Consider the following 23,457-nt stretch of genomic DNA (forward strand, 5'->3'; position numbering starts at 1 on the left):
CGAGCGGCCGGTGTGGATGCGTCGGAAACTCAGGAGAGTCCGGCGACTGGGAGTCGGGCGGTCCGGAGGCGACGCGGGATGCGGCGTCGACTCCTGAGTTTCCGACGCGGGTGACGCGACTGGTGCGGCCGACGTGCTCGCACGGCTGACGCGGCTGACCGCGTCGGGGCGGGGCGGGGCGGCAGGCGGCCGTCCTCCGCACGGGATGCGGCGGCGTCGCGCGGTGTCGGCGGCGCACGCGAGGATGGAGACGTGCATGTGGTCCTCGAGTCGCTCGATGCCGGCGCCGTCCGCGCGGTGTGGTGCGACGACGCGGGCACTCCCGCGGAGGAGCTCGAGCTCGACCGGGACGAGCTCCCCGAGCTCGTCGCCGAGACGGAGGCCGAGGAGTCCCCTCGGTGGGTGTGGAGCGACACGGCCGGCTGGTATCCGCCGCTGCTCGCGGCCGGCGTCCGCGTGGACCGCGCGCTCGACCTGCGGCTCTGCCGCCGCATCCTCCGACTCGCGGAGGGGGCGGCCGGGACGCCGATCGCGACGCTCCCGCGCGATGCCTGGGATGCCCCGCCGCCGCCCGCCGCTCAGGGCGGCGGGCTGTTCGAGCTCGAGCGCGGGGCGCCGCCGGGGGATGCGGTCGCCGAGCTGGCTCGGCAGCGCGCCGCGGTCGCGGCGAGCCGCGAGCCGGGCGTGCTCGCCCTCCTCCTCGCAGCGGAGAGCGTCGGCTCGCTCGTCGCGGCCGAGATGTCGCATGCCGGCCTGCCCTGGAGCGCGGAGCGCCACCGCGCGATCCTCGAGGACCTCCTCGGCAGCCGTGATGGGGGCAGTCGGCCTGACCGCATGGAGGCGCTCGCGCAGCGGATCCGCGACGAGCTCGGCGCGCCCGGGCTGAACCCGGACTCGGCACCCGCGCTGCTCAAGGCGCTGCAGGTCGCCGGCCTGGGCGTGCAGAGCACGAGCCGCTGGGAGCTGCAGGAGCAGCGCCATCCCGTCGTCGCGCCGCTGCTCGAATACAAGAAGCTGCACCGCATGCTCACTGCGAACGGCTGGCACTGGCTCGACGAGTGGGTCCATGACGGCCGCTTCCGCCCGGTCTACGTCGTCGGCGGCGTCGTGACGGGTCGCTGGGCGAGCGACGGCGGCGGCGCGCTGCAGCTGCCGCACAGCATCCGCGGCGCGGTCGTGCCCGATCCCGGCTGGAAGCTCGTGGTCGCCGATGCCGCGCAGCTGGAGCCGCGCGTGCTCGCGGCGATGTCGGGGGATGCCGCGATGGCTCGGGCGGGTCAGGCGGTGGACATGTACGAGGGCATCGTGCGCAGCGGCGCCGTCGCCGATCGGCAGGAGGCGAAGTACGGCATGCTCGGCGCGATCTACGGCGGTACGACGGGAGCGAGTGCGCGCGTGCTCCCGCGCCTCACGCGCGCCTTCCCCGCGGCGATGGGGCTCGTCGAACGGGCGGCGCGCGACGGCGAGCAGGACCGCCGCGTGCGGACCTGGCTCGGGCGGACCTCGCCCCGCCGCGGCGAGGGCGCGGCCGACGGCCCGGCCGCCTACGACGAGACGCGGACGGATGCGGAGCGCCGTCGCGCGCAGCAGGACGCCCGCTCCTGGGGTCGCTTCACCCGCAACTTCGTCGTCCAGGGCACGGCCGCGGAGTGGGCGATGTGCTGGATGGGCGCGTTGCGCTCGCGGCTGTGGTCGATGGGGGAGCGGGAGGCGCCGGCCGGTGCGGTCGAGCCCTTCGCGCGGCGCCCGCACCTGGTCTTCTTCCTCCACGACGAGCTCATCGTGCACGCGCCCGAGGAGCTCGCCGAGGAGGTCGCGGAGGCGATGCGCGTCTCGGCGGCGCAGGCGGGCCGCATGCTCTTCCCGGCCGCGGGCGTCGAATTCCCGGTCCAGGTGGCGGTCGTCGACCGCTACGCCGACGCGAAGTAAGGCGACACGCCCGGAACTCCCAGGAATGACAGTGTTGTGATTCCGCGGGATCACGGGGCATACTGGTCCCGGAGCCACTGGTTCTCCGCACCGCAGATCGATGGGGAAGTCGCATCTGAGGAACGGAGTGGAAAGTGGTTGCAACGGTTGCGCGCGGAGTGATCCTGATTCACTCCGCACCTCGCGCGCTCTGCCCCCATGTCGAATGGGCGGCGGGTCGCGCTCTCGGGCATGCCGTCAGCTTCGACTGGCGAGAGCAGCCCGTGCTCGACGGCGCCCAGCGGGCGGCCTTCTTCTGGCAGGGCGAGCGCGGCCTCGGTGCGGTCATCGCGTCGGCGCTCCGCGGCTGGGAGCACCTCCGCTACGAGGTCACGGAGGATGCCGGGCTCGGCACCGACGGCGGCCGCTGGATGCACACCCCCGATCTCGGGATCTTCCACGCCCAGACGGACACCGCGGGCAACACGGTGATCCCGGAGGATCGGGTCCGCTCGGCGATGGAGCTCGCCGGCTCGGACGCGTTCGAGCTGCATCGCGAGCTCCGCCTCGCGCTCGGCCAGGCGTGGGACGACGAGCTCGAGCCGTTCCGGTACGCGACCGAGGACTCCCCGGTCGTCTGGCTGCACAAGGTGGGCTGAGCGATGACGACGATCCTGAGGCGCCTGCCCTTCGGCCGCTGGTCGCGCCGTCGAGCCAGCGCGGGCGCCTGGCTCCTCCAGCGCGAGCTCCGCAACCGCGCGATCGCGGGCCGGAGCTGAGTCGCCGCTCGGAGCGGCCGCGCGCCTGATCGCTCGGTGCGCGCGCCGCCCGGTGCCGCGCGCGCCCACAGCGCATGGCTCGGGGCGCTCAGCCCTCGTAGCTGCGGATCGCGACGACGGCGTTGTGGCCGCCGAAGCCGAAGGAGTTGCTGAGCACGAGCTGCGGTCCGTCGCCGAGCGGCTGCGCCTCGCCCGAGATGCGGAGCGGGATCTCGGGGTCCTGCTCGGTGACGTTGATCGTCGGCGGGGCGACGCGGTCGCGGATCGCGAGGATCGAGAAGATCGCCTCGAGCGCCCCCGTGCCGCCGAGGAGGTGGCCGGTGGCCGCCTTCGTCGCGGAGACGGGGATGTCGCGGACCCGATCGCCGAGCACCGAGAGCAGCGCCTTGTACTCGGCGATGTCGCCGACCGGCGTGCTCGTCGCGTGCGCGTTGATGTGGGTGACGTCCTCGGCGCGGGCGCCCGCCTGCTCGAGGGCGGCGACGACCGCCCGCGAGGCGCCGAGCCCCTCGGGGTCGGGGGCGGTGATGTGGTACGAGTCGCTCGTCACGCCGCCGCCGGCGATCTCGGCGTAGATGCGGGCGCCGCGGGCGAGCGCGTGCTCCTCGGTCTCCATGACGATCGATGCCGCGCCCTCGCCCATCACGAAGCCGTCGCGGGTCACGTCGTAGGGACGGGATGCCGTGGCCGGCTCGTCGTTGCGCTTCGAGAGCGCCTGCATGGAGGCGAAGGCGGCGAGGGGGAGCGGGTGGATGCACGACTCCGCGCCGCCCGCGACGACGATGTCGGCGAGCCCCTGCTGCAGGTGATCGTAGGCGTTCGAGATCGACTCGGTGCTCGAGGCGCAGGCCGAGACGTCGGTGCGCGCGAAGGCCCGCGCGTTGAGGTTCATGCTCACGGCGGCCGCTGCGGCGTTGGGCATGAGCATCGGGACCGTCATGGGGAGGACCCGTCGCGGACCCTTCTCGCGCAGGGTGTCCCAGGCGTCCAGCAGCGTCCAGAGGCCGCCGATGCCGGTCGCGTAGTCGACGCCGAGCCGGATCGGGTCCACGTCGGGGGCGCCCGCGTCCTCCCAGGCCTCGCGGGCGGAGACGAGGGCGAACTGCGCCGAGGGGTCGAGGCGCTTCACCTCGGGGCGGGCGAGCACCTCCTCGGGGCGCACCCGCGCCTGCGCGGCGAAGGTGACGGGGAGCTCGTGCTGGGCGACCCAGTCCTGCTCGATGGTGCTCGTGCCGGATTCTCCGGCGAGCAGCCCGGCCCAGCTCTCGGGGGCCGTGCCGCCGAGGGGCGAGGAGGCGCCGATGCCGGTGACGACGATCTTTTTGGTCATGTGCAGGACTCCCTGGGGATGAAGACGGGCGGGGGCGTCGGCCCCCGCCCGGTCAGGACTACGCCTGGGCGTTGGTGATGTAGGTCACCGCGTCGCCGACGGTCTTGAGGTTCTTGACCTCCTCGTCGGGGATCTTGACGTCGAACTTCTCCTCGGCGTTGACGACGATGGTCATCATCGAGATGGAGTCGATGTCGAGGTCGTCCGTGAAGGACTTGTCGAGCTGGACGGTGTCGGTCGCGATGCCGGTCTCGTCGTTGACGAGCTCAGCGAGGCCGGCGAGGACCTCGTCGTTGGACAGTGCCATTGTGTTTACTCCTTGGGGTGTCGGATGACCGGGGACAAGCTTAGGGCAGGCGCACGACCTGGGCCCCGAAGACGAGGCCCGCGCCGAAGCCGATCTGGAGGGCGAGGCCGCCGGAGAGCTCGGGGTGCTCCTCGAGGAGGCGGTGCGTGGCGAGGGGGATCGAGGCGGCCGAGGTGTTGCCGGTGGTCTCGATGTCGCGGCCGATCGCGACGTGCTCGGGGAGGCCCAGCTCCTTCGCGAGCTGGTCGATGATGCGCATGTTGGCCTGGTGCGGGACGAAGGCGGCGAGGTCCCCGGGCTCGATGCCCGCGACCTCGAGCGCCTGCTTCGCGACCTTCGCCATCTCCCAGACGGCCCAGCGGAAGACGGTCTGGCCGTCCTGGCGCATGGTCGGCCAGGGCTTGATCTTGTCGAGGTACTCCTCGAACGTCGCGTTCATGCCGACCGCATCCCACTTGGAGCCGTCCGAGCCCCAGACGCTGCCGGAGATGCCGGCCTCCTCCGCGGGGCCGACGATCGCCGCGCCCGCGCCGTCGCCGAGGAGGAAGGAGATGGATCGGTCCTCGGGGTGCACGTACTGCGAGAGCTTCTCGGCGCCGACGACGAGCACGTAGCGGGCGGCGCCCGCGCGGATCAGGGCGTCGGCCTGCGCGATGGCGTAGGTGTAGCCGGCGCACGCGGCGCCGATGTCGTAGGCGGCGGCCGGGTTCGCGCCGACGCGATCGGCGAGGAGGGCCGACATGGACGGCGTGACGGCGACGTTGCTGATCGTGGAGACGAGCACGGCGCCGATCTCGCCGGGATCGATCCCGGCCCGCTCGATCGCCTCCCGCGAGGCGGTCTCGGCGAGATCGATCGCGTCGAGGCCCTTGCTCGCGCGTCGGCGCGTGACGATGCCGGTGCGCTGGCGGATCCACTCGTCGCTCGAGTCGATCGCCTCGACGAGCTCGTCGTTCGTCACGACGAGGTCGCCGCGGGCGGCGCCGAGGGCGAGGATGCGGGTGTACTGCGGGCCGGTGGCCTGCTTGAGGGCGGTCATGCGGCTCCATCCAGGAGGTCGCGGGCGGCCGCGAGGTCGTCCGGGGTCTTGACGGCGGCGGTCGGCACGCCCTTGAGGCCGCGCTTGGCGAGGCCGGTGAGCGCCCCGGCGGGGGCGAGCTCGATGATGCCGGTGACCCCGGCCTCGGCGAAGGAGGCCATGGTGCGGTCCCAGCGGACGGGCGAGGCGACCTGGCCGACGAGCAGCTCGACGAAGTCGGCGCCGCCGGCGACCGTCGAGCCGTCGCGGTTGGTCCAGATGCAGACCGTCGGGTCGGCCGCCGGGAGCTCGGCCGCGACGCGGCGGAGGTGCTCGACGGCGCCGCGCATGAAGCGCGTGTGGAAGGCGCCCGCGACCTGGAGCGGGATGACGCGCGCACCCGCCGGCGGTCGCTCTCTGAGCGCCTCCAGGGCGGGCAGCTCGCCGGCGACGACGATCTGGCCGCCGCCGTTGAAGTTCGCGGGCTCGAGGCCGAGCTGCGCGAGCGCGTTGAGGAGCTCGGCCTCGTCGGCGCCGATCACGGCGCTCATCCCGGTCGCGACCTCCGCGGCGGCGGCGGCCATGGCCGTGCCGCGCTCGCGCACGAGCCGCATGGCGTCGCCCTCGGCGAGGATGCCGGCGCCGGCGGCGGCGGTCAGCTCGCCGACCGAGTGGCCCGCGATGCCCGCGAGGCCGGCCCGCCTCGCCTCGGCCGCATCCCCGAGCAGCGCGCGGAGGGTCGCGAGGCCGGCGGCGACGATGAGCGGCTGCGCGATGGCGGTGTCGCGGATCGTGTCGGCGTCCGACGTCGTGCCGTGGGCCGCGAGGTCGAGGCCGGCGGCCTCCGACAGCTCGCCGAGGTGGTCCGCGAAGGCGGGGTCCTCGAGCCAGGGGGTCAGGAATCCGGGGGTCTGCGAGCCCTGTCCGGGCGCGACGATGACGACGCTCACGACACCAGTCTGCCAACACGGAGGCCGGGCGGCGCAACCGGGACCACGAAGATCCGGCCGGGACATTGGCGGAAGTCCACAACGGCGCCGCCCCGCGCGCCCGCGTCAGCAGTCGCCGAGGCGCTCCCAGACGTCGGCGCCGCCCGGCGTCTCGCCCTGCGTCCACCACCTGGCGCGCCACAGCGCCCCGTCGTGGCTCGCCTCGCTGCCGCCCGTGTAGACGGCGCCGGAGCTCCAGGCGCTCGTGCCCTCGCATCCCGCGGGGTCGGGGTCCTCGGTGGGGTCGGGATCGGGAGATCCGCCCTCGCCGAGGGTCTGGAGGCGCGCCCCGACCGTCTCGGCGAAGTCGTACCCGTTCGTCGCGTCCCAGTTGACCGACCACGTCATGGCGCCGCGGATGGCGGGGTAGGTGCTCGCGGGCGTGTAGCTGCCGCATCTCACGCCCGCCGCGAGGCAGTCGAGCGCGTCGCCGACGACCTCGGGGTCGACGTAGCCGCTTCCGGCGGCGCGGCTGGTGGCCGGGAGCCCGAGCCCGACCTGATCGGGCCGGAGGTGGCCGTCGAGCAGGATGTCGGCGAGCGCGGTCTGGAAGTCGACCGTGCCCGCGGAGTACGCCTTGCCGTCCCGCCCGAGCATGCTGCCCGAGTTGTAGTACTGGGTGTTCACGACCGTGATGATGTCGCTCACCTCGTCGATGAGCTGCAGGTAGCTGCCGCCGGGCTGCACGTAGATCGTCTCGGGGGCCATCGTGAGCACGAGGTCGTCGCCCGCCGCCGCGCTGATCTGGCGCAGGGCGCTGGTCATGTACTGCAGGTTCGGCGCGTTCTCGAGATCGATGTCGACGCCGTCGAAGCCGTACTCGTCCATGAGCGCGAGCGTCGAGCTCGCGAAGGCGTCGGCCGCGGACTGGTCGGGGAGAGTGATGGAGCCCTTCTCGCCGCCGACGGAGATGACCACCCGACGGCCCTCAGCCTGCAGCCGTGCGACATCGGCGGTGAAGTCCGCCTCGTCGTAGTCGAGCTGCGCCGAGACGTCGGGGTCGAGGGCGAAGTCGATCGCGCCGGGTGTCGAGGGCACGGACTCGGCGAAGGCGACGGCGACGATGCCGTAGGCGTCGGGGATGTCGGCGAGGCGGAGGACCTCGGCGCCGTTGTCGAAGTTCTGCCAGAAGCCGGTGATCGTGTGCTCGCGCACCTCGGCGGCGGCCGGGGATCCCGGCGACGCCAGGACGACGGCGCCGGTCGCGAGCGCGAGCGCCGCGAGCACGCCGAGCGCGCCTCGTGAGCGGGTGTGGTGGGACATGGTGCACCTTCCGATTCTGTAAGGAGTCCGTACATCTTCGGGTTGGTGCGAGGATACGCCGGAATCGTTTCCGGCGATAGTGCGCGGATGCGGGAACGCGCCCGCTCGGACTCAGCGGCCGGACGGCGGCGCGGTGTCCGCGATCGAGCCCACGATGAGCGCGGCCTGCAGGATCAGGGCCTCCCGCGCGCCCGTCGCATCCCAGCCGATCACCTCGCTGATGCGCTTCAGGCGGTAGCGCACGGTGTTCGGGTGCACGAACAGCTCGCGCGCCGTGGCCTCGAGCGAGCGGCCGTTGTCGAGGTAGCACCACAGCGTCGTGAGGAGCTCCTTCGAGTGCGCCTGCAAGGGCGAGTAGATGCGGGTGATGAGCGTCGCGCGCGCGAGCGGGTCCCCGGCGAGGGCGCGCTCCGGGAGGAGGTCGTCGGCGAGCGTCGGCCGCGGGGCGTTGCGCCACGCCCGCGCCACGGCGAATCCCGCGAGTGCGCCGCGGGCGCTCTTCGCCGCATCCACGAGCGAGGGGACCTCATGGCCCAGCACCAGATGACCGGGCCCGAAGCCGGGCTCGAGCTGCTGCGCGATCGCGAGGAAGCTGTGCGGCTCGCGCGCCTCCTCGTCCTCGGGCGGATCCACCCGGCCCACCACGAGCACGAGCCGGCTGCCCTGCACGCCGATGAGGACATCCGCATCCAGGTGGCGCGCCGTCCGGCGCAGCTGATCGACGTCGAGCATGCGCGGCGCCGTGCCGACGAGCACGCTCACCGAGCCGTGGCCGTTCCAGCCGAGCGCCGCGATCCGGCTCGGGAGCTCGCTGTCGTACTCTCCTGTGAGGATCGAGTCGACGACGAGCGCCTCCAGCCGCGCGTCCCAGAGGCCGCGTGCCTCCGCGGCGCGCGCGTACACGTCCGCCGCCGCGAAGGCGATCTCGCGCGAGTAGAGCAGGATGGCCTCGCGCAGGGTCTCGTCCTGGCCGACGCGCTGCTCGACGACCTCCACCGTGACGCGGATCAGCTGCAGGGTCTGCTGCAGGCTGACCGAGCGGAGCAGCTCGCGCGGCGCCGCCCCGAAGACGTCCGCCGCGATCCACGGCGTCGCCTTCGGGTCGTCGAACCAGGAGATGAAGGAGGTAATGCCGGCCTGGGCGACCAGCCCGACGGCGCTGCGGCGGCCCGGGGGCATGTCCCGGTACCACGGCAGCGTGTCGTCGAGCCGCTTGAGCGTCGCCGTCGCGAGCTCTCCGGAGAGGTTCCGGAGCCGCGCGAGGGTCTGCTCCTTGGAGCGCGCAGGCACGTCGGGCTAGCTCTCGCCGCCCGCCGTGCCGGTCGTGCCGGCCGTCACGTCGTGCAGGCGGTACTTCTCGATCGCCTGGGCCACGAGGCCGGCGTCGATCTGGCCGCGACGCGCGAGCGACTGCAGCGTCCGCACCACGATCGACGGGCCGTCGATCGTGAAGTAGCGGCGCGCCGCCGCGCGCGTGTCGCTGAAGCCGAAGCCGTCGGCGCCGAGCGTGGCGTAGTCGCCCGGCACGAACGGCCGGATCTGGTCGGGCAGCGCGTGCATGTAGTCGCTGACCGCGACGACGGGTCCCTCGGAGGCGGCGAGCTTCTGCGTGACGTACGGCACGCGCGGCACGGCCGTCGGGTTGAGGAGGTTGTGCTCGTCGGCGGCGAGGCCGTCGCGGCGCAGCTCCGTCCACGAGGTGACGCTCCAGACATCCGCCGAGATGTTCCAGTCGCTCGCGAGGAGCTCCTGCGCCTCGAGCGCCCACGGCACCGCGACGCCCGAGGCGAGCAGCTGCGCCTTCTGGCCCGGGTGCTCGGAGCGCTTCAGCTGGTAGATCCCGCGGAGGACGCCGTCGACATCCAGGTCCTCGGGCTCGGCCGGCTGCACGATCGGCTCGTTGTACACCGTGAGGTAGTACATGACGTTCGGGTCGGGGTGGCTGCCGCCGTACATGCGCTCCAGGCCGTCGCGCATGATGTGGCCGATCTCGTAGCCGTAGGCCGGGTCGTAGGACACGACCGCCGGGTTCGTCGCCGCGATCACGTGCGAGTGGCCGTCGGCGTGCTGGAGGCCCTCGCCCGTGAGCGTCGTGCGGCCGGCCGTCGCGCCGATGATGAAGCCGCGCGCCATCTGGTCTCCCGCCGCCCACATGGCGTCGCCCGTGCGCTGGAAGCCGAACATCGAGTAGAAGACGTAGACCGGGATGAGCGGCTCGCCGTTCGTCGCGTAGCTCGTGCCCGCCGCGGTGAAGGCCGCGAAGGCCCCCGCCTCGTTGATGCCGACGTGGACGATCTGACCCTGCGGGCTCTCCTTGTAGGCGAGGAGCAGCTCGCGGTCGACCGAGGTGTAGTGCTGGCCGTTCGGGTTGTAGATCTTCGCCGTCGGGAAGTAGGCGTCCATGCCGAAGGTGCGCGCCTCGTCGGGGATGATCGGCACGATCCGCTGGCCGAGCCCGGGGGCGCGGAGCAGATCCTTGAGCAGGCGCGCGAACGCCATCGTCGTCGCGATCTCCTGCTTGCCGGAGCCCTTCTTGACGATCTCGTAGGACTTCGCCTCGGGGAGCTCGAACTGCGTGTACTTCGTCCGGCGCTCGGGGACGTAGCCGCCGAGCTCGTAGCGCCGCTCCTGCAGGTACTGGATCGCCGGGTCCTCGGGACCGGGGTGGTAGTAGGGCGGCTGGTACGGGTCCGCCTCGAGCTGCGCGTCCGTGATCGGGATGCGCATCTCGTCGCGGAACTGCTTGAGGTTGTCGAGCGTGAGCTTCTTCATCTGGTGGGTCGCGTTGCGGCCCTCGAAGCTGGGGCCGAGACCGTAGCCCTTGACGGTCTTCGCGAGGATGACGGTCGGCTGGCCCGTGTGCTCGGTCGCCGCCTTGAACGCGGCGTAGACCTTGCGGTAGTCGTGGCCGCCGCGCTTGAGGTTCCAGATCTGCTCGTCGCTGAGGTCCTCGACGAGCTTGCGGGTGCGCTCGTCGCGGCCGAAGAAGTTCTCGCGGACGTACGCGCCGCTCTCGGCCTTGTATGTCTGGTAGTCGCCGTCGGGCGTCTGGTTCATGAGGTCCACGAGCGCGCCGTCGACGTCCCGCTCGAGGAGCGAGTCCCACTCACGGCCCCAGACCACCTTGATGACGTTCCAGCCCGCGCCGCGGAAGAAGCTCTCGAGCTCCTGGATGATCTTGCCGTTGCCGCGGACCGGGCCGTCGAGGCGCTGGAGGTTGCAGTTGATGACGAAGTTGAGGTTGTCGAGCTTCTCGTTCGCCGCCCACTGGAGGGCGCCGCGGCTCTCGACCTCGTCCATCTCGCCGTCGCCGAGGAAGGCCCACACCTGCTGCTCGCCGGCATCCCGGATCCCGCGATTCGCGAGGTACTTGTTGGACTGCGCCTGGTAGATCGCGTTGATCGGGCCCAGACCCATCGAGACGGTCGGGAACTCCCAGAACCCGGGCATGAGCCGCGGGTGCGGGTAGGAGCTGAGCGCGTGCGGCGCGCGGCTCTTCTCCTGGCGGAAGCCGTCGAGGTCGGCCTCGCCGAGGCGCCCCTCGAGGTAGGCGCGGGCGTACATGCCGGGGGAGGCGTGACCCTGGTAGAAGATCTGGTCGCCGCCCGAGGCGTGGTCCTTGCCGCGGAAGAACCAGTTGTGGCCGACCTCGTAGAGGGCGGCGGAGGAGGCATAGGTGGAGATGTGGCCGCCGACCGCGATGCCGGGGCGCTGCGCGCGGTGCACGGTGATCGCCGCGTTCCACCGGATCCAGGCGCGGTAGCGGCGCTCGAGGTCCTCATCGCCCGGGAAGGCGGGCTCGTTCTCGGAGGCGATCGTGTTGATGTAGTCCGTCGTCGGGACCATCGGGACGCCGAGCTGCAGCTCCTTCGAGCGCTTCAGCAGGCTGAGCATGATCTCGCGGCCGCGACCGCGGCCGTGCTGCTCGACGAGCGCGTCGAGCGATTCGCGCCACTCGGAGGTCTCCTCCGGATCCTGGTCGATGTGGTTCACCGAGTACGGATCCTGGTCGTGCACCGTCACCCTTGACCTCTTCCTGTTCGAAAGTCAGATTCGGCGCGTGCGCGCCCCGGTGCATCGTGGTGGAGTCGCGGGGGGTGTGGCGCACGCCGCTCCCACTCTAGTTCTCACGCGGGCGCGCACGGCACATGGCGGAGCGCCACCGGCAGAACGCCGCCTCCAGGCGTATCATCGCTCGCTGTGCCGCCGGGAACGCCGGAGGCGGAAGGAACGCACAGGACCATGGCGCTGGAGAACGACACCCAGGCACCCGACTTCGACCTCCCCAACCAGTACGGGGAGCACGTCCGGCTCAGCGACTTCCGGGGGAAGCGCCCCGTCGCGCTCGTGTTCTTCCCGCTGGCGTTCTCGAGCAACTGCACGGGCGAGCTGTGCGCACTCCGCGACAACCTCGCGCTCTTCAAGCAGCACGGGGTCGAGCTCCTGGGCATCTCGGTCGACTCGAAGGCCTCGCTCCGCTCCTGGGCCGAGCAGGAGGGCTACGACTTCACGCTTCTGGCCGACTTCTGGCCGCACGGGCAGGTCGCCAAGGAGTACGGCGTCTTCCTCGAGCACAAGGGCTTCGCGAACCGCGCGACCTTCGTGATCGACGCGCACGGCATCATCCGCGCCTCCTTCATCACGGCGCCCGGCGAGCCGCGCTCGATCGCCGACTACCGCGCGGCGCTCGACGAGGTGCTGCCGGCTCCCGTCGCCTGAGCCCGGGCCCGATACGATCGGACCGCGCCGACGCGCGACGGGCTCTTAGCTCAGCTGGTAGAGCGCCTCGTTTACACCGAGGATGCCGGGGGTTCGAGTCCCTCAGGGCCCACTCGACGCCTCCCCGCCGCGGGGAGCGAGGCGAGGAGGAGCCGTGCAGCGTGCCGGCATGCTCGCGCTCGCGGCGGCCGCCGTGCTTTGGGGGACGACGGGGACCGCCGCGAGCTTCCTGCCGGACGGCGTGAGCCCGCTCGCGACGGGTGCGGCGACGATGGGGCTCGGGGGCCTCCTGCTCGCGGCGACCGCGCCGCGGCTCGTCCGGCACGTGCTGGCCTCGCGCCCCGCCCGCCGCTGGGTGCTCATCGGCGCGATCGGCGTCGTCGTGTATCCGCTCGCCTTCTACACCTCGATGGCAGAGGCGGGGGTCGCGATCGGCAACGTGGTGTCGCTGGGCTCGGGACCCGTCTTCGCGGCCGTCCTCGAGCGGGTGCTCGAGGGGCGCCGGCTCTCGGTGCGCTGGGCGCTCTCGACCGGGCTCGCGCTCGCCGGCGTCGCGCTGCTCGCCGTCTTCGGGCATGCGCACGTCGACGGCGCGCGTGCGGGCTCCGTGCCGCTCGGGGTCGGCCTCGGCCTGGTGGCGGGCGCCTCCTACGCCCTCTACACGTACGCGTCCTCGCGCGCGATCGCCGTCGGCCTGCCGAGCCGCGGTGTGATGGGCGCGATGTTCGGCTCGGGTGCGCTGGTGCTGCTGCCCGTGCTGCTGGCGCTCGGCGCGCCGCTCCTCGGGTCGGTGCAGAGCGTCGGGATCACCGCCTACCTCGTCCTCGGCCCGATGGCGGCCGCGTACGTCCTGTTCGGCATCGGGCTGCGCACCGTGCGCAGCAGCACGGCGACGACCGTGACGCTGCTCGAGCCGGTCGTCGCGACGCTGCTCGCCGTCCTCGTGGTGGGGGAGCGGCTGACGGCGCCCGGCTGGGTCGGCATGGCGCTCGTCCTCGCGGGGCTCCTCGTCCTCGCCTCGGCACGTCGCGCCGGGAAACTCCCGGCATCCTCATAGACTCGCGCCGTGAGCGACGACGATCGGGATGCCGGCATGCCCGCCGGGCAGGCGGTGCCGTCGGGCGACGACGGAGGCTACCTCGACGACGACGCGCTCGCGGACGCCATCGCCGCGTCCTACCTGCCGTCCGGCCTCATCCCGGTGATCACACCCGAGGTCGCGGCCGCCTACGCGCGCGGCGAGGACTTCGCCGCTGCGGTCGGCTCTCCGGCCGCCCCCGATGTCGTGCCGGCGACGGCTCCCGTCGACGAGCCCGCCCAGCCCGAGGTGGCGTCCGAGACGCCCGACCCCGCACCGGCATCCGACGGGCGCTCGGGTGTCTCGTGGCCGAGCTGGGCGAGCGAGCCGGCCGTCGCAGCGGGGGAGGCGAGCGAGGCGGCGTCGGCCGCGGACCCGCCCGAGGAGGCGACCGCGCCCCCGGCATCCCCGCTCGCGGCGTTCTGGGATCTCGACGCCGCGGAGGCGGCTCCGAGCACCTGGGCCGTCCCGCCCGCGCCGCCCGTCGAGGCGGCGGCGGTGCCGATCTCGACGGAGCGCGAGGCGGCGCCGGCCGAGCCGGCTCCGGACCTCGGCGAGGCGGCGCAGAGGCCCCTCGACGATGCGGAGCAGCCCGTCCCGCGCGTCGACGACGCCTCGCACGCCTCGGCGCCCGACGGCAGCGGGCAGGTCGCGGGGGAGCCGTGGTTCCGCAGCACCCCGGCGGAGGCGTCCGAGGCCGTGACCCCGGAGGCCGTCGCGCCGGAGGCCGTGGCTCCCGAGGCCGCCGCCCCCGAGACCCCGCCGCTCCAGGTCGAGCCGCGTCTCGGGCTGCCGCCCGAGCTCGCGTTCGCGCCGCCCCCCGATCCGTCGATGGCGGCCGGCGGCGCCGATGCCCCGCCCCCGCCCGGCTTCGAGACCGAGGCGGTCTCCGAGGCGCCGGACGCCGCGTCGACGCCGCCGCATCCCGCGCTCGCCGACAGCACGCCCGAGGCCGCGCCGGGGACGCCGTCTGCGACGGAGCCGGTCGGCGGCAGCCCGCTGGCCCAGCCGGCCCTCGTGATCGAGCCGGTCGAGATCACGGCGCCCGTCGCGCAGCCGACGGACGAGGAGCTCCGCGAGGCGCTCGCCTCCGCGCCGTTCACCATCCGGCAGGACGTCACCTCCGCCGACGCGGCGACCGCGGCATCAGCACCGCCGCCGCCGCTCGTCGAGCCCGGTCCCTACGGCACGCCGGCGGCGCCGCCCGTCGAGGCCGCGCCCTGGAGCGGTGCACCGCCGCCTCCGCCGCCCCTCGTCGAGCCCGAGGAGCCGGCGCTGCCGCAGAGCGCCCCCGCCGGCGCGACGATCTCCGGCGACGAGATCCTCGACGAGCCGCGCCCCCTGGCGCCGACGACCGGATCATTCGACTTCTCGGCCCTGCTCGCGCAGGCCGAGCCCCCGTCGGCGGCTGCCGCCGCCGCAGAGCCCGCGGCAGCTCCGCCGAGTGCCGCCGCCGTCTCGTCCTCGGCTGCCGCGCTCGCGGACCCGCGCGAGCTGCCCGCGCCCGTCGGCCCCGCGGCCCCCGACATGCCCCCGCCGTCGGCGACGGCGTCCCGCCTGGCCGAGATGCCGCCTCCCGTCCCCACCTCGGATGCGGGACCGGGCGCCGACGCCGACATCGCCTCGCGCGCCACCGACTCGGACTACCGCGACGAGGACGACGACAGCGTCGACCCCTCCGATCGCGCGGCCGTGCCGGTCGACGGCGTCGCGGCCGCCGCCGCGGCCGCGGCCGCCCCGCCGCCGACGGCGCCGATGGAGCCGCCCCTCCTCCCGGTCCCCGTCGCGACGACGCCCACGGGAGAGCACCGCTCGCCCCTGGTGGAGCCCTCGAATCCGCCGGCGCACCGCGTCGAGTCGACGGGAGTCCAGCCGACCGCACTCGAGCAGCGCGCCGGCCGATCCGTGCGGATGCTCTGGATCTGGTTCGCGGCGAACGCCTCCGTCGTGAGCCTCGCGCTCGGTGCGGTCGTGCTCGGCCTCGGGCTCAGCATCAGCCAGGCGATCATCGCGATCCTCGCGGGCGTCGCCCTCTCGACGATCCCGCTCATCCTCAGCACCGTCGCGGGCCGCGCGACCGGGCAGCCGACCCTCGTCGTGTCGCGCGCGAGCTTCGGCATCGTCGGCAACGCCGTCCCCGCCCTCGTCGCCGTGCTCGCCCGCGCCTTCTGGGGCGGTGCGCTCCTCTGGCTCGCGGCCTCCTCGGTGCCCGAGGTGCTCGAGACGGCCGGGCTCGTCTCGACGACCGAGGCCGTGCTGTGGGGCTATGCCGCGCTCGGCGGCGCCGCGCTCGTCGTGATCCTCGTCGCCGTCATGGGCTTCGGCCTCCTCTCGAAGGTGCAGCTCGTGCTCAGCGTGCTGAGCCTCGTGCTCGTCGCCGGGATCATCGCCCTGACCGCCGGCCGCATCGACCTCGCCGCAGCGGTCCGCACGCCCTACGGGGACTGGACCCTGGTGCTCGGCGGCGCGGTCCTCGTCTTCAGCGTGCTCGGCATCGCCTGGGCGCACACGGGGGGCGACGTGGCCCGGTACCAGCGGCCCGCCACCGGCTCGGGCGGCACCTCGGCCTTCACCGGTCTCGGCGTCGCGATCCCCTCGCTCGCGCTGATCGTCTGGGGCGCCCTCCTCGCCGCCTCCGACGCGCAGCTGGCCGCGGGACTCGCGAGCGCGCCGCTGACGGCACTCGCCGGACTGCTGCCCTCCTGGTACCCCGTCCCGCTCCTCGCGGCCGCGATCCTCGGCCTCCTCGCCGCCGCCATCCTCTCCGTGTACTCGGGCGGCTTCGCGCTCCAGGCGCTCGGACTCGGCGCCCACCGGGCCGTGACGACGGCGATCGCGGGTCTGCTCGCGGCCGCGGTCGCCGGGGCCCTCCTCCTCCTGCAGCTCGACGCGGTCCTCATCGTGCGGGATGCGGCGACGACGACCGCCGTCCCGGTGGCGGCGTGGATCGGCATCCTCGGCTCGGAGCTCGCGATCCGCCGGCGCCTGCACGCGCCCTCCCTCGCGGCACGCGGCGGGGTGTACCCGGCCATCCGGATCGGCAACCTCCTCGGCCTCCTCCTCGCGGCCGGCGTCGGCTTCGGGCTCACGACGTCGACCGTCACGGGGCTCGGCTGGCAGGGCTACCTGCTCTCCGCGGTCGGCATCCCGCTCGACTCGGCGCTCGGTGCGAGCGACGTCGGCGTGCTCGCGGCCTTCGTCCTCGGCCTGCTGATCCCGCTCGTCGTCGCGATCCCCGTCATCCGGAAGCAGGAGGCGGCGCACGCCTGATCGCGGCGCCCCCTCCTAGACTCGACTCGTGCCTACGACCGTCGCTGAGCTCAACGCCGTCGTCGAGCGGCTCTGGCCGCCCGACGGCACCGCCTCCTGGGATGCCCCCGGCCTGCTCTCGGGCGATCCGCACGCGATCGTCCGCCACATCCATCTCGCGGTCGACGCGGTCGTCGAGACCGTCGACGAGGCGGTCGGGGCGGGGGCGCAGGCGCTGCTCGTCCACCACCCGCTCCTGCTCCGGGGCGTGACCGCGCTGCCCGAGTCGACCGCGAAGGGCGCCGCGATCGCGCGGCTGATCCGCGGCGGCGTGGCGCTCATCGCGGCGCACACGAACGCCGACGTCGTCGCCTCGGGCACCTCCGCGATCCTCGCCGAGCGCATCGGCCTCCGGGATGCCGAGCCGATCGAGCCGATCGCGCGCGACGGCGGCCTCGGCATCGGCCGGGTCGGCGAGCTGGCCGAGGCCACCACGCTCGGCCACCTCGCACAGCGCCTCGCCGAGATCCTGCCGCCCACGGCGACCGGGATCCGCGGCGCCGGCGAGTGGGATGCGCCCGTGCGTCGTGTCGCGGTCTGCGCGGGCGCGGGCGACTCGCTCCTCGGCCACCCGCTCGTGCAGGGTGCCGACGTGTACATCACCAGCGACCTCCGCCACCACCCGGCCTCGGAGGCGCGCGAGCTCGGCCGCATCGCCGAGCGCCTGATGCTCCTCGACACCTCGCACTGGGCCGCCGAATGGCTCTGGCTCGAGGTCGCGGCGGCCGAGCTGCGAGCCGAGCTCCCCGAGCTCGACGTCACGGTCAGCGAGCTCCGCACCGACCCGTGGGACTTCGCGGTCACGCAGTAGCGCCGCACCACCCGAAAGGATTTGACCATGCCCCTCCTCAAGGCCGACCCGGCCGATCAGGCGCTCCTCCTCGAGGTGCAGGAGCTCGACACGCGACTCCAGCAGCTCGCCAACCGCGCCGCCCGGCTGCCCGAGACCGCGGCGCTGGAGCAGCTCTCGACCCGCCGCGACGAGCTGACCCGCACCCTCGCCGAGCGCACGGGGGAGTGGGAGGACGCCAAGGCGGAGCTCGGACGGGTCGAGGGGGATGTCGCGGTCGTCGAGGCGCGCATCGCACGCGACCGGCGGCGTCTGGAGCAGAGCTCCTCCGTGAAGGACATCCAGGCGCTCGAGCAGGAGCTGCAGGCGCTCGCGCGCCGGCGCTCGGACCTCGAGGACATCGAGCTGCAGGTCATGGAGGTGGCCGAGCTGCGCGAGGCCGCGCTCGAGGAGACCCGGGTCGGGCTGCGTTCGCTCGAGGACGAGGTCGTCGCCGCCCGCACCTCGCGGGATGCGGCCCTCGGCACGATCGGCGAGGACCGCACGGCCGCCGAGCGCGACCGCGAGACGATCGCCGGACGCGTGCCCGCCGAGCTCCTGGCGCTGTACGAGAAGCAGCGGGCGCGCTACGGGCTCGGCGCCTCGCACCTCCGGGGCGGCGTCACGAGCGCGAGCGGCGTGAGCCTCACGGCCTCCGACCTCGCGAGCGTGCGACGCGCCGCACCGGACGACGTCATCCTGTGCCCCGACTCCAACGCCGTCCTCATCCGCACCGCGGAGTCGGGCCTGTGACCGAGCTCATCATCGAGGCCGACGGCGGCTCCCGCGGCAACCCCGGCCAGGCCGGGAGCGGGGCGATCGTCGTCGAGGCGGCGACGGGCGAGGTGCTCGCCGAGATCGGCCGCTACGTCGGCGTGGCGACGAACAACGTCGCCGAGTACCGGGGCATGATCGCCGGCATCGCGCGCGCGCTCGAGATCGTGCCGGGTGCCAGCCTCCGCATCCGCATGGACTCCAAGCTCGTCGTCGAGCAGATGAGCGGCCGGTGGAAGATCAAGCACGCGGACATGAAGGTGCTCGCGAGCGAGGCCCGCGACCTCCTCACGGGCGTCGACGTGCGCTTCGAATGGATCCCGCGGCTCGAGAACTCGCGTGCCGACAAGCTCGCGAACGAGGCCATGGACCGGCGGGATTCCTTCGACCGCTGAGCGCGGCGCTATCCTGTTCCCGAACGGGTCGGCCAGACGGTCGCGTCGTCGTCGCCTCGTGCGGCGGCGCCGAGGAACGTCCGGGCTCCGCAGAGCAGGGCGGTGGGCAACACCCACCCGGAGCAATCCGCGAGCAAGTGCAACAGAGAGCAGACCGCCACGTCCTCCTCGGAGGGCGGGGTAAGGGTGAAACGGTGGTGTAAGAGACCACCAGGGGCCCGAGTGATCGGGCTCGCTGGGTAAACCTCGCCCGGAGCAAGGCCAGACAGACGCCGCCGAGGCTGCTCGCCGAGGTGTCGGGTAGGCCGCTGGAGCGGCACGGCAACGTGTCGCCGAGAGAGATGACCGTCACGGCGCGAGCCGTACAGAACCCGGCGTATCGGCCGGCCCGTTCACACCCGCCGCACTCAGGTGCGGGAGGTACGCTCAAGGCATCTGCGAGCGTCCGCTCGACCACGCCGGCTGGGAAGTCGATCCCGACACCCGAAGGCTCATGTGACCAACCCCACCGCGCTCGGCCCCATCCGCACCACCGCTCCTCGCAGGGCAGGCGAGGGAAACCCGGTGAGCACCTTCTCGGCGCTGCTCGCGACCGTCCGCGAGGCCGGGCTGCTGCGCCGCCGGCGCGGCTTCTACGCGATCGTGCTCGGCGTCCTCGTCCTCGCGCTCGGCGGCTGCGTCGCGGGCTACGTGCTCCTCGGGCACTCCTGGTTCCAGCTGCTCATCGCGGGGGCGCTCGGCATCGTCTTCACGCAGTTCGCGTTCCTCGCGCACGAGGCCTCGCACCGCCAGGTCTTCGAGTCGGGCCGCGCGAACGACCGCGCGGGCCGCATCCTCGCCGCCGGCGTCGTCGGGATCAGCTACTCGTGGTGGATGACGAAGCACACGCGGCATCACGCCAACCCGAACATGGTCGGCCGCGACCCGGACATCGAGCTCGACACGATCTCGTTCCTCGAAGAGGATGCGGCGTCCGCAGGGCGTCTCCGCGCGCTCCTGACGCGCAGGCAGGGTTACCTGTTCTTCCCGCTGCTCGCCTTCGAGGGGATCAACCTCCACGTCCGGTCGATGGGCACGCTGTTCGGACGGGAGCGGATCGACGGCCGGGCGCTCGAGATCTCGCTCGTCGCGACGCGGATCCTCGCGTACCTCGCGGTGCTGTTCCTCACGCTCCCGGTCGGCATGGCCTTCGCCTTCCTCGGCGTGCAGCTGGCGGTGTTCGGGATCTACATGGGCGCGTCCTTCGCCCCCAACCACAAGGGGATGGCGATCATCCCGGCCGGCACGCGCATGGACTTCCTCCGCAAGCAGGTGCTCACCTCCCGCAACATCCGCGGCGGCTGGGGCATGACGCTCGCCTTCGGCGGGCTCAACCACCAGGTCGAGCACCACCTGTTCCCGAGCATGCCCCGGCCCGCCCTCGCCAGGGCGCGGGAGATCGTGCGCGAGCACTGCGCCGTGCAGGGGATCCCGTACACCGAGGCCACGCTGCTCGAGTCCTACCGGGCCGTCATCGCCTACCTCAATCGGGTCGGCCTCTCGGCGCGCGACCCCTTCGACTGCCCGCTCGTGAACCGCTATCGGAGGGCGTGAGCCGGGCGTCGAGGCGTTCCCGCACACGCGAAAGGGGGCCCGCAGCCGATCGGCTGCGGGCCCCCTCGCGATCACTCGCGGATCAGAGCGGGCGGATGTTCTCCGCCTGGAGGCCCTTGGGGCCCTGCGCCACGTCGAACTCGACGCGCTGCGCCTCCTCGAGCGAGCGGTAGCCGCTCGACTCGATGGCGGAGTAGTGCGCGAACACGTCCTTGCCGCCCTCGTCGGGGGAGATGAAGCCGAAGCCCTTCTCCGCGTTGAACCACTTCACGACGCCAGTCGCCATGTTGTCTTTCCTTCACATGCTGTGCATCCCCGGCCATCGAGGACGCGTGTCGAGGTGCCTTGATACCGCAGACTCACTCGGGCGCCTCGACCGACGGCCTCGGCGCCTCACATGCACTTGCGCAACACAACAACGTGGTCACGCTAACACGAGCGGCGGTCGCATGTCCCGTGTTTCACGGGGAGTTCACGCGACGGGGGCCGGTTTCACCGCCAGCGCGGCGGCGCCGAGGATGCCGGCGTTGTTGCGCAGGGTCGCCGGGATGATGGGCGTCCGCAGGTCGAGCAGCGGCAGGAACTCCTCATGATGCTTCGACACACCGCCCCCGACGACGAAGAGGTCGGGGGAGAAGAGGAGCTCGAGGTGGGAGTAGTACCGCTGGAGGCGCTTCGCCCACTGCTCCCAGCTCCACTCGTGCCGCTCCTTCTGGATGTACGCGGCGCGCTTCTCGGCGTCCTTGCCGTCGACCTCGAGGTGGCCGAGCTCGGTGTTCGGCACCAGGACGCCCCGGTTGATGAGGGCGGAGCCGATACCGGTGCCGAGCGTCGTCATGAGCACGAGCCCCTCGCGCCCCTTCGCGGCGCCGTAGCGCAGCTCCGCGACGCCGGCGGCATCCGCGTCGTTGACGAAGTGGATGTCGCGGCCGAGCGCCTTCTCGAAGAGCGCCTCCGCCTCGAGCCCGATCCAGGCGTCGTCGACGTTCGCCGCCGACATGGTCCGGCCGTCGAGCACGATCGCGGGGAAGCAGACGCCGACCGGCGCGTCGCGGTGCTCGCCGGCGAGCGCGTCGACGAGCTCCACCACCACCTCCACGATGTCGTCGGGCTTCCCGCCCTCGGGCGTCGAGCGCTTGATGCGGTCGGTCGCGAGCTCGCCCGTCGCGAGGTCGACGACCGCCCCCTTGATGCCCGTGCCGCCGATGTCGATGCCGATCGCGAGGTCCGTCATGTGCTCCAGTCTCCCTTACTCCGGCGATCCGCCCGCCGTGCGCCCTCAGCGCAGCGTGAGGATCTCGGCGCCGCGCTCCGTGACGACGAGCGTGTGCTCGAACTGCGCGGTCAGGCTGCGGTCGCGGGTCGTGACCGTCCAGTCGTCGTCCCAGAGGTCCCACTCGGTCCCGCCGAGCGTCAGCATCGGCTCGATCGTGAACACCATGCCGGGCTCCATGATCTGGTCGTGCGCCGGCGCGGCGTCGTAGTGGGGGATCACGAGCCCCGAGTGGAAGGCGGTGCCGACCCCGTGCCCCGTGTAGTCGCGCACGACGCCGTAGCCGAAGCGCTTCGCGTAGCTCTCGATCGCGCGGCCGATCACATTGACCTGCCGACCGGGCGCGACCGCCTTGATGCCGCGGTTCAGCGCCTCCCGGGTCCGCTCGACGAGATCGACCGTCTCGCGCGCTGCGTCCCCGACGACGAAGGTCGCGTTGAGGTCGCCGTGCATGCCGTCCTTGAAGGCGGTGACGTCGAGGTTGATGAGGTCGCCCTCCTCGAGCACGGTGTCATCGGGGATCCCGTGGCAGATGACCTCGTTGATCGAGGTGCAGCTCGACTTCGGGTAGCCGCGGTAGCCGAGCGTCGAGGGGTAGGCGTCGTGGGCGACGACGACCTCGTGGACGATGCGGTCGAGCTCGTCCGTCGTGACGCCGGGCCGGATGGCCTCGGCGGCGGCGTCCAGGGCGGTCGCGGCGATGCGGCCCGAGGCGCGGATCCGCTCGACCTCGTCCGGTGTGTAGCGGTCGTCGCCGGTGTAGCGCGCCGGCCCCGGCCGGCCGACGTACTCGGGCCGCGGGATTCGCGTCGGGACCTCGCGCCGCGGTGTGAGGAGGCCGGGAGCGAGGTGTCCGTGCTGGTCCCGAGGCATAGGGTCAAGCCTATGACGACGCAGTGGTGGTACAACCACAGGACCGGCGAGGTCGAGGAGGGCGCGCAGTCGCTCGGATCGGATCGCGACGGCCCCTTCGACTCGCGCGAGGCGGCCGCGAGGGCGCCCGAGATCGCGAAGGAGCGGGCCCGCCAGTGGGCCGCCGAGGAGGGCGACGAGCGCTGAGCGTCGAGGACTCGGGTCAGTCGTCGTAGCTGTGCTCGGGGCCGGGGTACGCACCCGAGGCGACGTCCGCCGTCCAGGTGCGCGCGGCCTCCCCGAGGATCCCGGCGAGATCGGCGTACTGCTTCACGAACTTCGGGATGCGGCCCGTCGTGAGGCCCGCCCAGTCGGTCCAGACGAGGAGCTGGCCGTCGCAGTGCGGCCCGGCGCCGACGCTGATCGTCGGGATCTCGAGCAGCTCGGTGACCTTCGCGGCCGCCTCCGCGGGCACCATCTCGAGCACGACCGCGAAGGCGCCCGCGTCCTCCACCGCGCGCGCATCGGCGATGAGCTGCTCGACCCGGTCGCCGCGGCCCTGGATGACGTGCCCGCCGAGGCCGTGCTCGCTCTGCGGGGTGAAGCCGATGTGGGCCATGACGGGGATGCCGGCCGAGACGATGCGCCGGATCTGCTCGGCGCTGCGGACGCCCCCCTCGAGCTTGACCGCGTGGGCGCGCGTCTCCTTCATGAAGCGGAAGGCCGTGTGCAGCGCCTCGTCCGGCCCGGTCTCGTACGAGCCGAACGGCATGTCGGCGACGACGAAGGCGCGCTTGACCGCGTTCGCGACCGATCGCGTGAGCGGGATGAGCTCGTCGATCGTGACCGGGAGCGTCGTGTCGTAGCCGAAGACGTTGTTGCCGGCGGAGTCGCCGACGAGCAGGAAGTCGATCCCGGCCTGGTCGAAGATCGCGGCGGTGAGCTGGTCGTAGCTCGTGAGCCCCGTGATCTTGATGCCGTCGCGCTTCGCGTTCTGGAAGTGCCGGGTTCGGACGCGCTTGACCACTCCGTCTGACATGC

Annotated in this window: 21 protein-coding genes, 1 tRNA gene and 1 other RNA gene; 12 read left to right on the forward strand and 11 right to left on the reverse strand. The window is 73.0% G+C overall.

Annotated elements, in window-relative coordinates:
- The first annotated feature begins 252 nt into the window (after nt 1–252).
- The gene (locus OF852_RS02375) at nt 253–1,929 is read left to right on the forward strand and encodes a bifunctional 3'-5' exonuclease/DNA polymerase (protein ID WP_271120214.1); all 1,677 of its coding nucleotides are present in this window, start codon (nt 253–255) and stop codon (nt 1,927–1,929) included.
- 134 nt (nt 1,930–2,063) lie between these two features.
- A complete protein-coding gene (locus OF852_RS02380; RefSeq protein ID WP_271120215.1) occupies nt 2,064–2,567 on the forward strand; it encodes a DUF3145 domain-containing protein in 504 nt (167 codons plus the stop codon).
- Between the two features lie 208 nt (nt 2,568–2,775).
- Here the strand turns inward: OF852_RS02380 and OF852_RS02385 are convergent, their stop codons facing one another.
- From OF852_RS02385 to aceE, 7 genes are all read right to left on the reverse strand, one after another.
- Nucleotides 2,776–4,017 (reverse strand): beta-ketoacyl-[acyl-carrier-protein] synthase family protein, encoded by a 1,242-nt coding sequence (locus OF852_RS02385; protein ID WP_271120216.1) that lies wholly within the window; start codon nt 4,015–4,017, stop codon nt 2,776–2,778.
- 58 nt (nt 4,018–4,075) lie between these two features.
- Nucleotides 4,076–4,324 (reverse strand): acyl carrier protein, encoded by a 249-nt coding sequence (locus tag OF852_RS02390; RefSeq protein WP_271120217.1) that lies wholly within the window; start codon nt 4,322–4,324, stop codon nt 4,076–4,078.
- A 40-nt stretch (nt 4,325–4,364) separates the two neighbouring features.
- Nucleotides 4,365–5,363 (reverse strand): beta-ketoacyl-ACP synthase III, encoded by a 999-nt coding sequence (locus tag OF852_RS02395; protein WP_271120218.1) that lies wholly within the window; start codon nt 5,361–5,363, stop codon nt 4,365–4,367.
- Nucleotides 5,360–6,292, reverse strand: a complete 933-nt coding sequence (locus OF852_RS02400) for an ACP S-malonyltransferase (RefSeq protein WP_271120219.1) — start codon at nt 6,290–6,292, stop codon at nt 5,360–5,362. The genes OF852_RS02395 and OF852_RS02400 overlap by 4 nt, the downstream gene beginning before the upstream one ends.
- Nucleotides 6,293–6,397: 105 nt before the next feature.
- A complete protein-coding gene (locus tag OF852_RS02405; protein ID WP_271120220.1) occupies nt 6,398–7,594 on the reverse strand; it encodes a glycosyl hydrolase family 18 protein in 1,197 nt (398 codons plus the stop codon).
- Between the two features lie 111 nt (nt 7,595–7,705).
- Nucleotides 7,706–8,884 (reverse strand): PucR family transcriptional regulator, encoded by a 1,179-nt coding sequence (locus OF852_RS02410; protein ID WP_271120221.1) that lies wholly within the window; start codon nt 8,882–8,884, stop codon nt 7,706–7,708.
- A 6-nt stretch (nt 8,885–8,890) separates the two neighbouring features.
- Entirely contained in the window at nt 8,891–11,617 is a 2,727-nt protein-coding gene (gene aceE, locus OF852_RS02415; protein ID WP_271120222.1) for a pyruvate dehydrogenase (acetyl-transferring), homodimeric type, read from the reverse strand.
- A 219-nt stretch (nt 11,618–11,836) separates the two neighbouring features.
- Between aceE and OF852_RS02420 the strand changes: the two genes are divergently transcribed.
- The 9 genes from OF852_RS02420 (at nt 11,837) to OF852_RS02460 (ending at nt 20,291) form a co-directional block, all read left to right on the forward strand.
- Nucleotides 11,837–12,313 carry a peroxiredoxin gene (locus OF852_RS02420; protein WP_271120223.1) on the forward strand — a complete coding sequence of 159 codons (477 nt, stop codon included), beginning with the start codon at nt 11,837–11,839 and terminating at the stop codon, nt 12,311–12,313.
- A 39-nt stretch (nt 12,314–12,352) separates the two neighbouring features.
- Nucleotides 12,353–12,425, forward strand: a tRNA-Val gene (locus OF852_RS02425).
- Nucleotides 12,426–12,467: 42 nt separating this feature from the next.
- The gene (locus OF852_RS02430; protein WP_271120224.1) at nt 12,468–13,370 is read left to right on the forward strand and encodes a DMT family transporter; all 903 of its coding nucleotides are present in this window, start codon (nt 12,468–12,470) and stop codon (nt 13,368–13,370) included.
- A gap of 9 nt (nt 13,371–13,379) precedes the next feature.
- Nucleotides 13,380–16,661, forward strand: a complete 3,282-nt coding sequence (locus OF852_RS02435) for a cytosine permease (RefSeq protein WP_271120225.1) — start codon at nt 13,380–13,382, stop codon at nt 16,659–16,661.
- Nucleotides 16,662–16,689: 28 nt separating this feature from the next.
- Entirely contained in the window at nt 16,690–17,511 is an 822-nt protein-coding gene (locus tag OF852_RS02440) for a Nif3-like dinuclear metal center hexameric protein (protein WP_271120226.1), read from the forward strand.
- Nucleotides 17,512–17,538: 27 nt separating this feature from the next.
- Nucleotides 17,539–18,282 (forward strand): zinc ribbon domain-containing protein, encoded by a 744-nt coding sequence (locus tag OF852_RS02445; protein WP_271120227.1) that lies wholly within the window; start codon nt 17,539–17,541, stop codon nt 18,280–18,282.
- Nucleotides 18,279–18,698: a reverse transcriptase-like protein gene (locus OF852_RS02450; RefSeq protein WP_271120228.1), complete on the forward strand. Its 420-nt coding sequence runs from the start codon at nt 18,279–18,281 to the stop codon at nt 18,696–18,698. The genes OF852_RS02445 and OF852_RS02450 overlap by 4 nt, the downstream gene beginning before the upstream one ends.
- Nucleotides 18,699–18,722: 24 nt before the next feature.
- Nucleotides 18,723–19,093, forward strand: an RNA gene (rnpB, locus tag OF852_RS02455) — RNase P RNA component class A.
- A 100-nt stretch (nt 19,094–19,193) separates the two neighbouring features.
- A complete protein-coding gene (locus OF852_RS02460; protein ID WP_442908640.1) occupies nt 19,194–20,291 on the forward strand; it encodes a fatty acid desaturase family protein in 1,098 nt (365 codons plus the stop codon).
- A gap of 82 nt (nt 20,292–20,373) precedes the next feature.
- Here the strand turns inward: OF852_RS02460 and OF852_RS02465 are convergent, their stop codons facing one another.
- The 3 genes from OF852_RS02465 to map form a co-directional block, all read right to left on the reverse strand.
- Nucleotides 20,374–20,577 carry a cold-shock protein gene (locus OF852_RS02465; RefSeq protein ID WP_271120230.1) on the reverse strand — a complete coding sequence of 68 codons (204 nt, stop codon included), beginning with the start codon at nt 20,575–20,577 and terminating at the stop codon, nt 20,374–20,376.
- 186 nt (nt 20,578–20,763) lie between these two features.
- The gene (ppgK, locus tag OF852_RS02470; RefSeq protein ID WP_271120231.1) at nt 20,764–21,525 is read right to left on the reverse strand and encodes a polyphosphate--glucose phosphotransferase; all 762 of its coding nucleotides are present in this window, start codon (nt 21,523–21,525) and stop codon (nt 20,764–20,766) included.
- A gap of 45 nt (nt 21,526–21,570) precedes the next feature.
- Nucleotides 21,571–22,437, reverse strand: a complete 867-nt coding sequence (gene map / locus OF852_RS02475; protein ID WP_271120232.1) for a type I methionyl aminopeptidase — start codon at nt 22,435–22,437, stop codon at nt 21,571–21,573.
- Nucleotides 22,438–22,449: 12 nt separating this feature from the next.
- Between map and OF852_RS02480 the strand changes: the two genes are divergently transcribed.
- Nucleotides 22,450–22,623 (forward strand): methionine aminopeptidase, encoded by a 174-nt coding sequence (locus OF852_RS02480; protein WP_271120233.1) that lies wholly within the window; start codon nt 22,450–22,452, stop codon nt 22,621–22,623.
- A 16-nt stretch (nt 22,624–22,639) separates the two neighbouring features.
- Here the strand turns inward: OF852_RS02480 and panB are convergent, their stop codons facing one another.
- A complete protein-coding gene (gene panB / locus OF852_RS02485; protein ID WP_271120234.1) occupies nt 22,640–23,455 on the reverse strand; it encodes a 3-methyl-2-oxobutanoate hydroxymethyltransferase in 816 nt (271 codons plus the stop codon).
- Nucleotides 23,456–23,457: the final 2 nt, after the last annotated feature.

The sequence above is a fragment of the Homoserinibacter sp. YIM 151385 genome, assembly GCF_027912415.1.
Lineage (GTDB): Bacteria > Actinomycetota > Actinomycetes > Actinomycetales > Microbacteriaceae > Schumannella.

Bases quoted from the DNA above. Each gene is read 5' to 3' on its own strand.
- OF852_RS02405 (WP_271120220.1), bottom strand. From the start codon at position 7,594: ATGTCCCACCACACCCGCTCACGAGGCGCGCTCGGCGTGCTCGCGGCG.
- ppgK (WP_271120231.1), bottom strand. From the start codon at position 21,525: ATGACGGACCTCGCGATCGGCATCGACATCGGCGGCACGGGCATCAAG.
- OF852_RS02390 (WP_271120217.1), bottom strand. From the start codon at position 4,324: ATGGCACTGTCCAACGACGAGGTCCTCGCCGGCCTCGCTGAGCTCGTC.
- OF852_RS02385 (WP_271120216.1), bottom strand. From the start codon at position 4,017: ATGACCAAAAAGATCGTCGTCACCGGCATCGGCGCCTCCTCGCCCCTC.
- panB (WP_271120234.1), bottom strand. From the start codon at position 23,455: ATGTCAGACGGAGTGGTCAAGCGCGTCCGAACCCGGCACTTCCAGAAC.
- OF852_RS02395 (WP_271120218.1), bottom strand. From the start codon at position 5,363: ATGACCGCCCTCAAGCAGGCCACCGGCCCGCAGTACACCCGCATCCTC.
- OF852_RS02420 (WP_271120223.1), top strand. From the start codon at position 11,837: ATGGCGCTGGAGAACGACACCCAGGCACCCGACTTCGACCTCCCCAAC.
- OF852_RS02480 (WP_271120233.1), top strand. From the start codon at position 22,450: ATGACGACGCAGTGGTGGTACAACCACAGGACCGGCGAGGTCGAGGAG.
- OF852_RS02445 (WP_271120227.1), top strand. From the start codon at position 17,539: ATGCCCCTCCTCAAGGCCGACCCGGCCGATCAGGCGCTCCTCCTCGAG.
- map (WP_271120232.1), bottom strand. From the start codon at position 22,437: ATGCCTCGGGACCAGCACGGACACCTCGCTCCCGGCCTCCTCACACCG.
- OF852_RS02465 (WP_271120230.1), bottom strand. From the start codon at position 20,577: ATGGCGACTGGCGTCGTGAAGTGGTTCAACGCGGAGAAGGGCTTCGGC.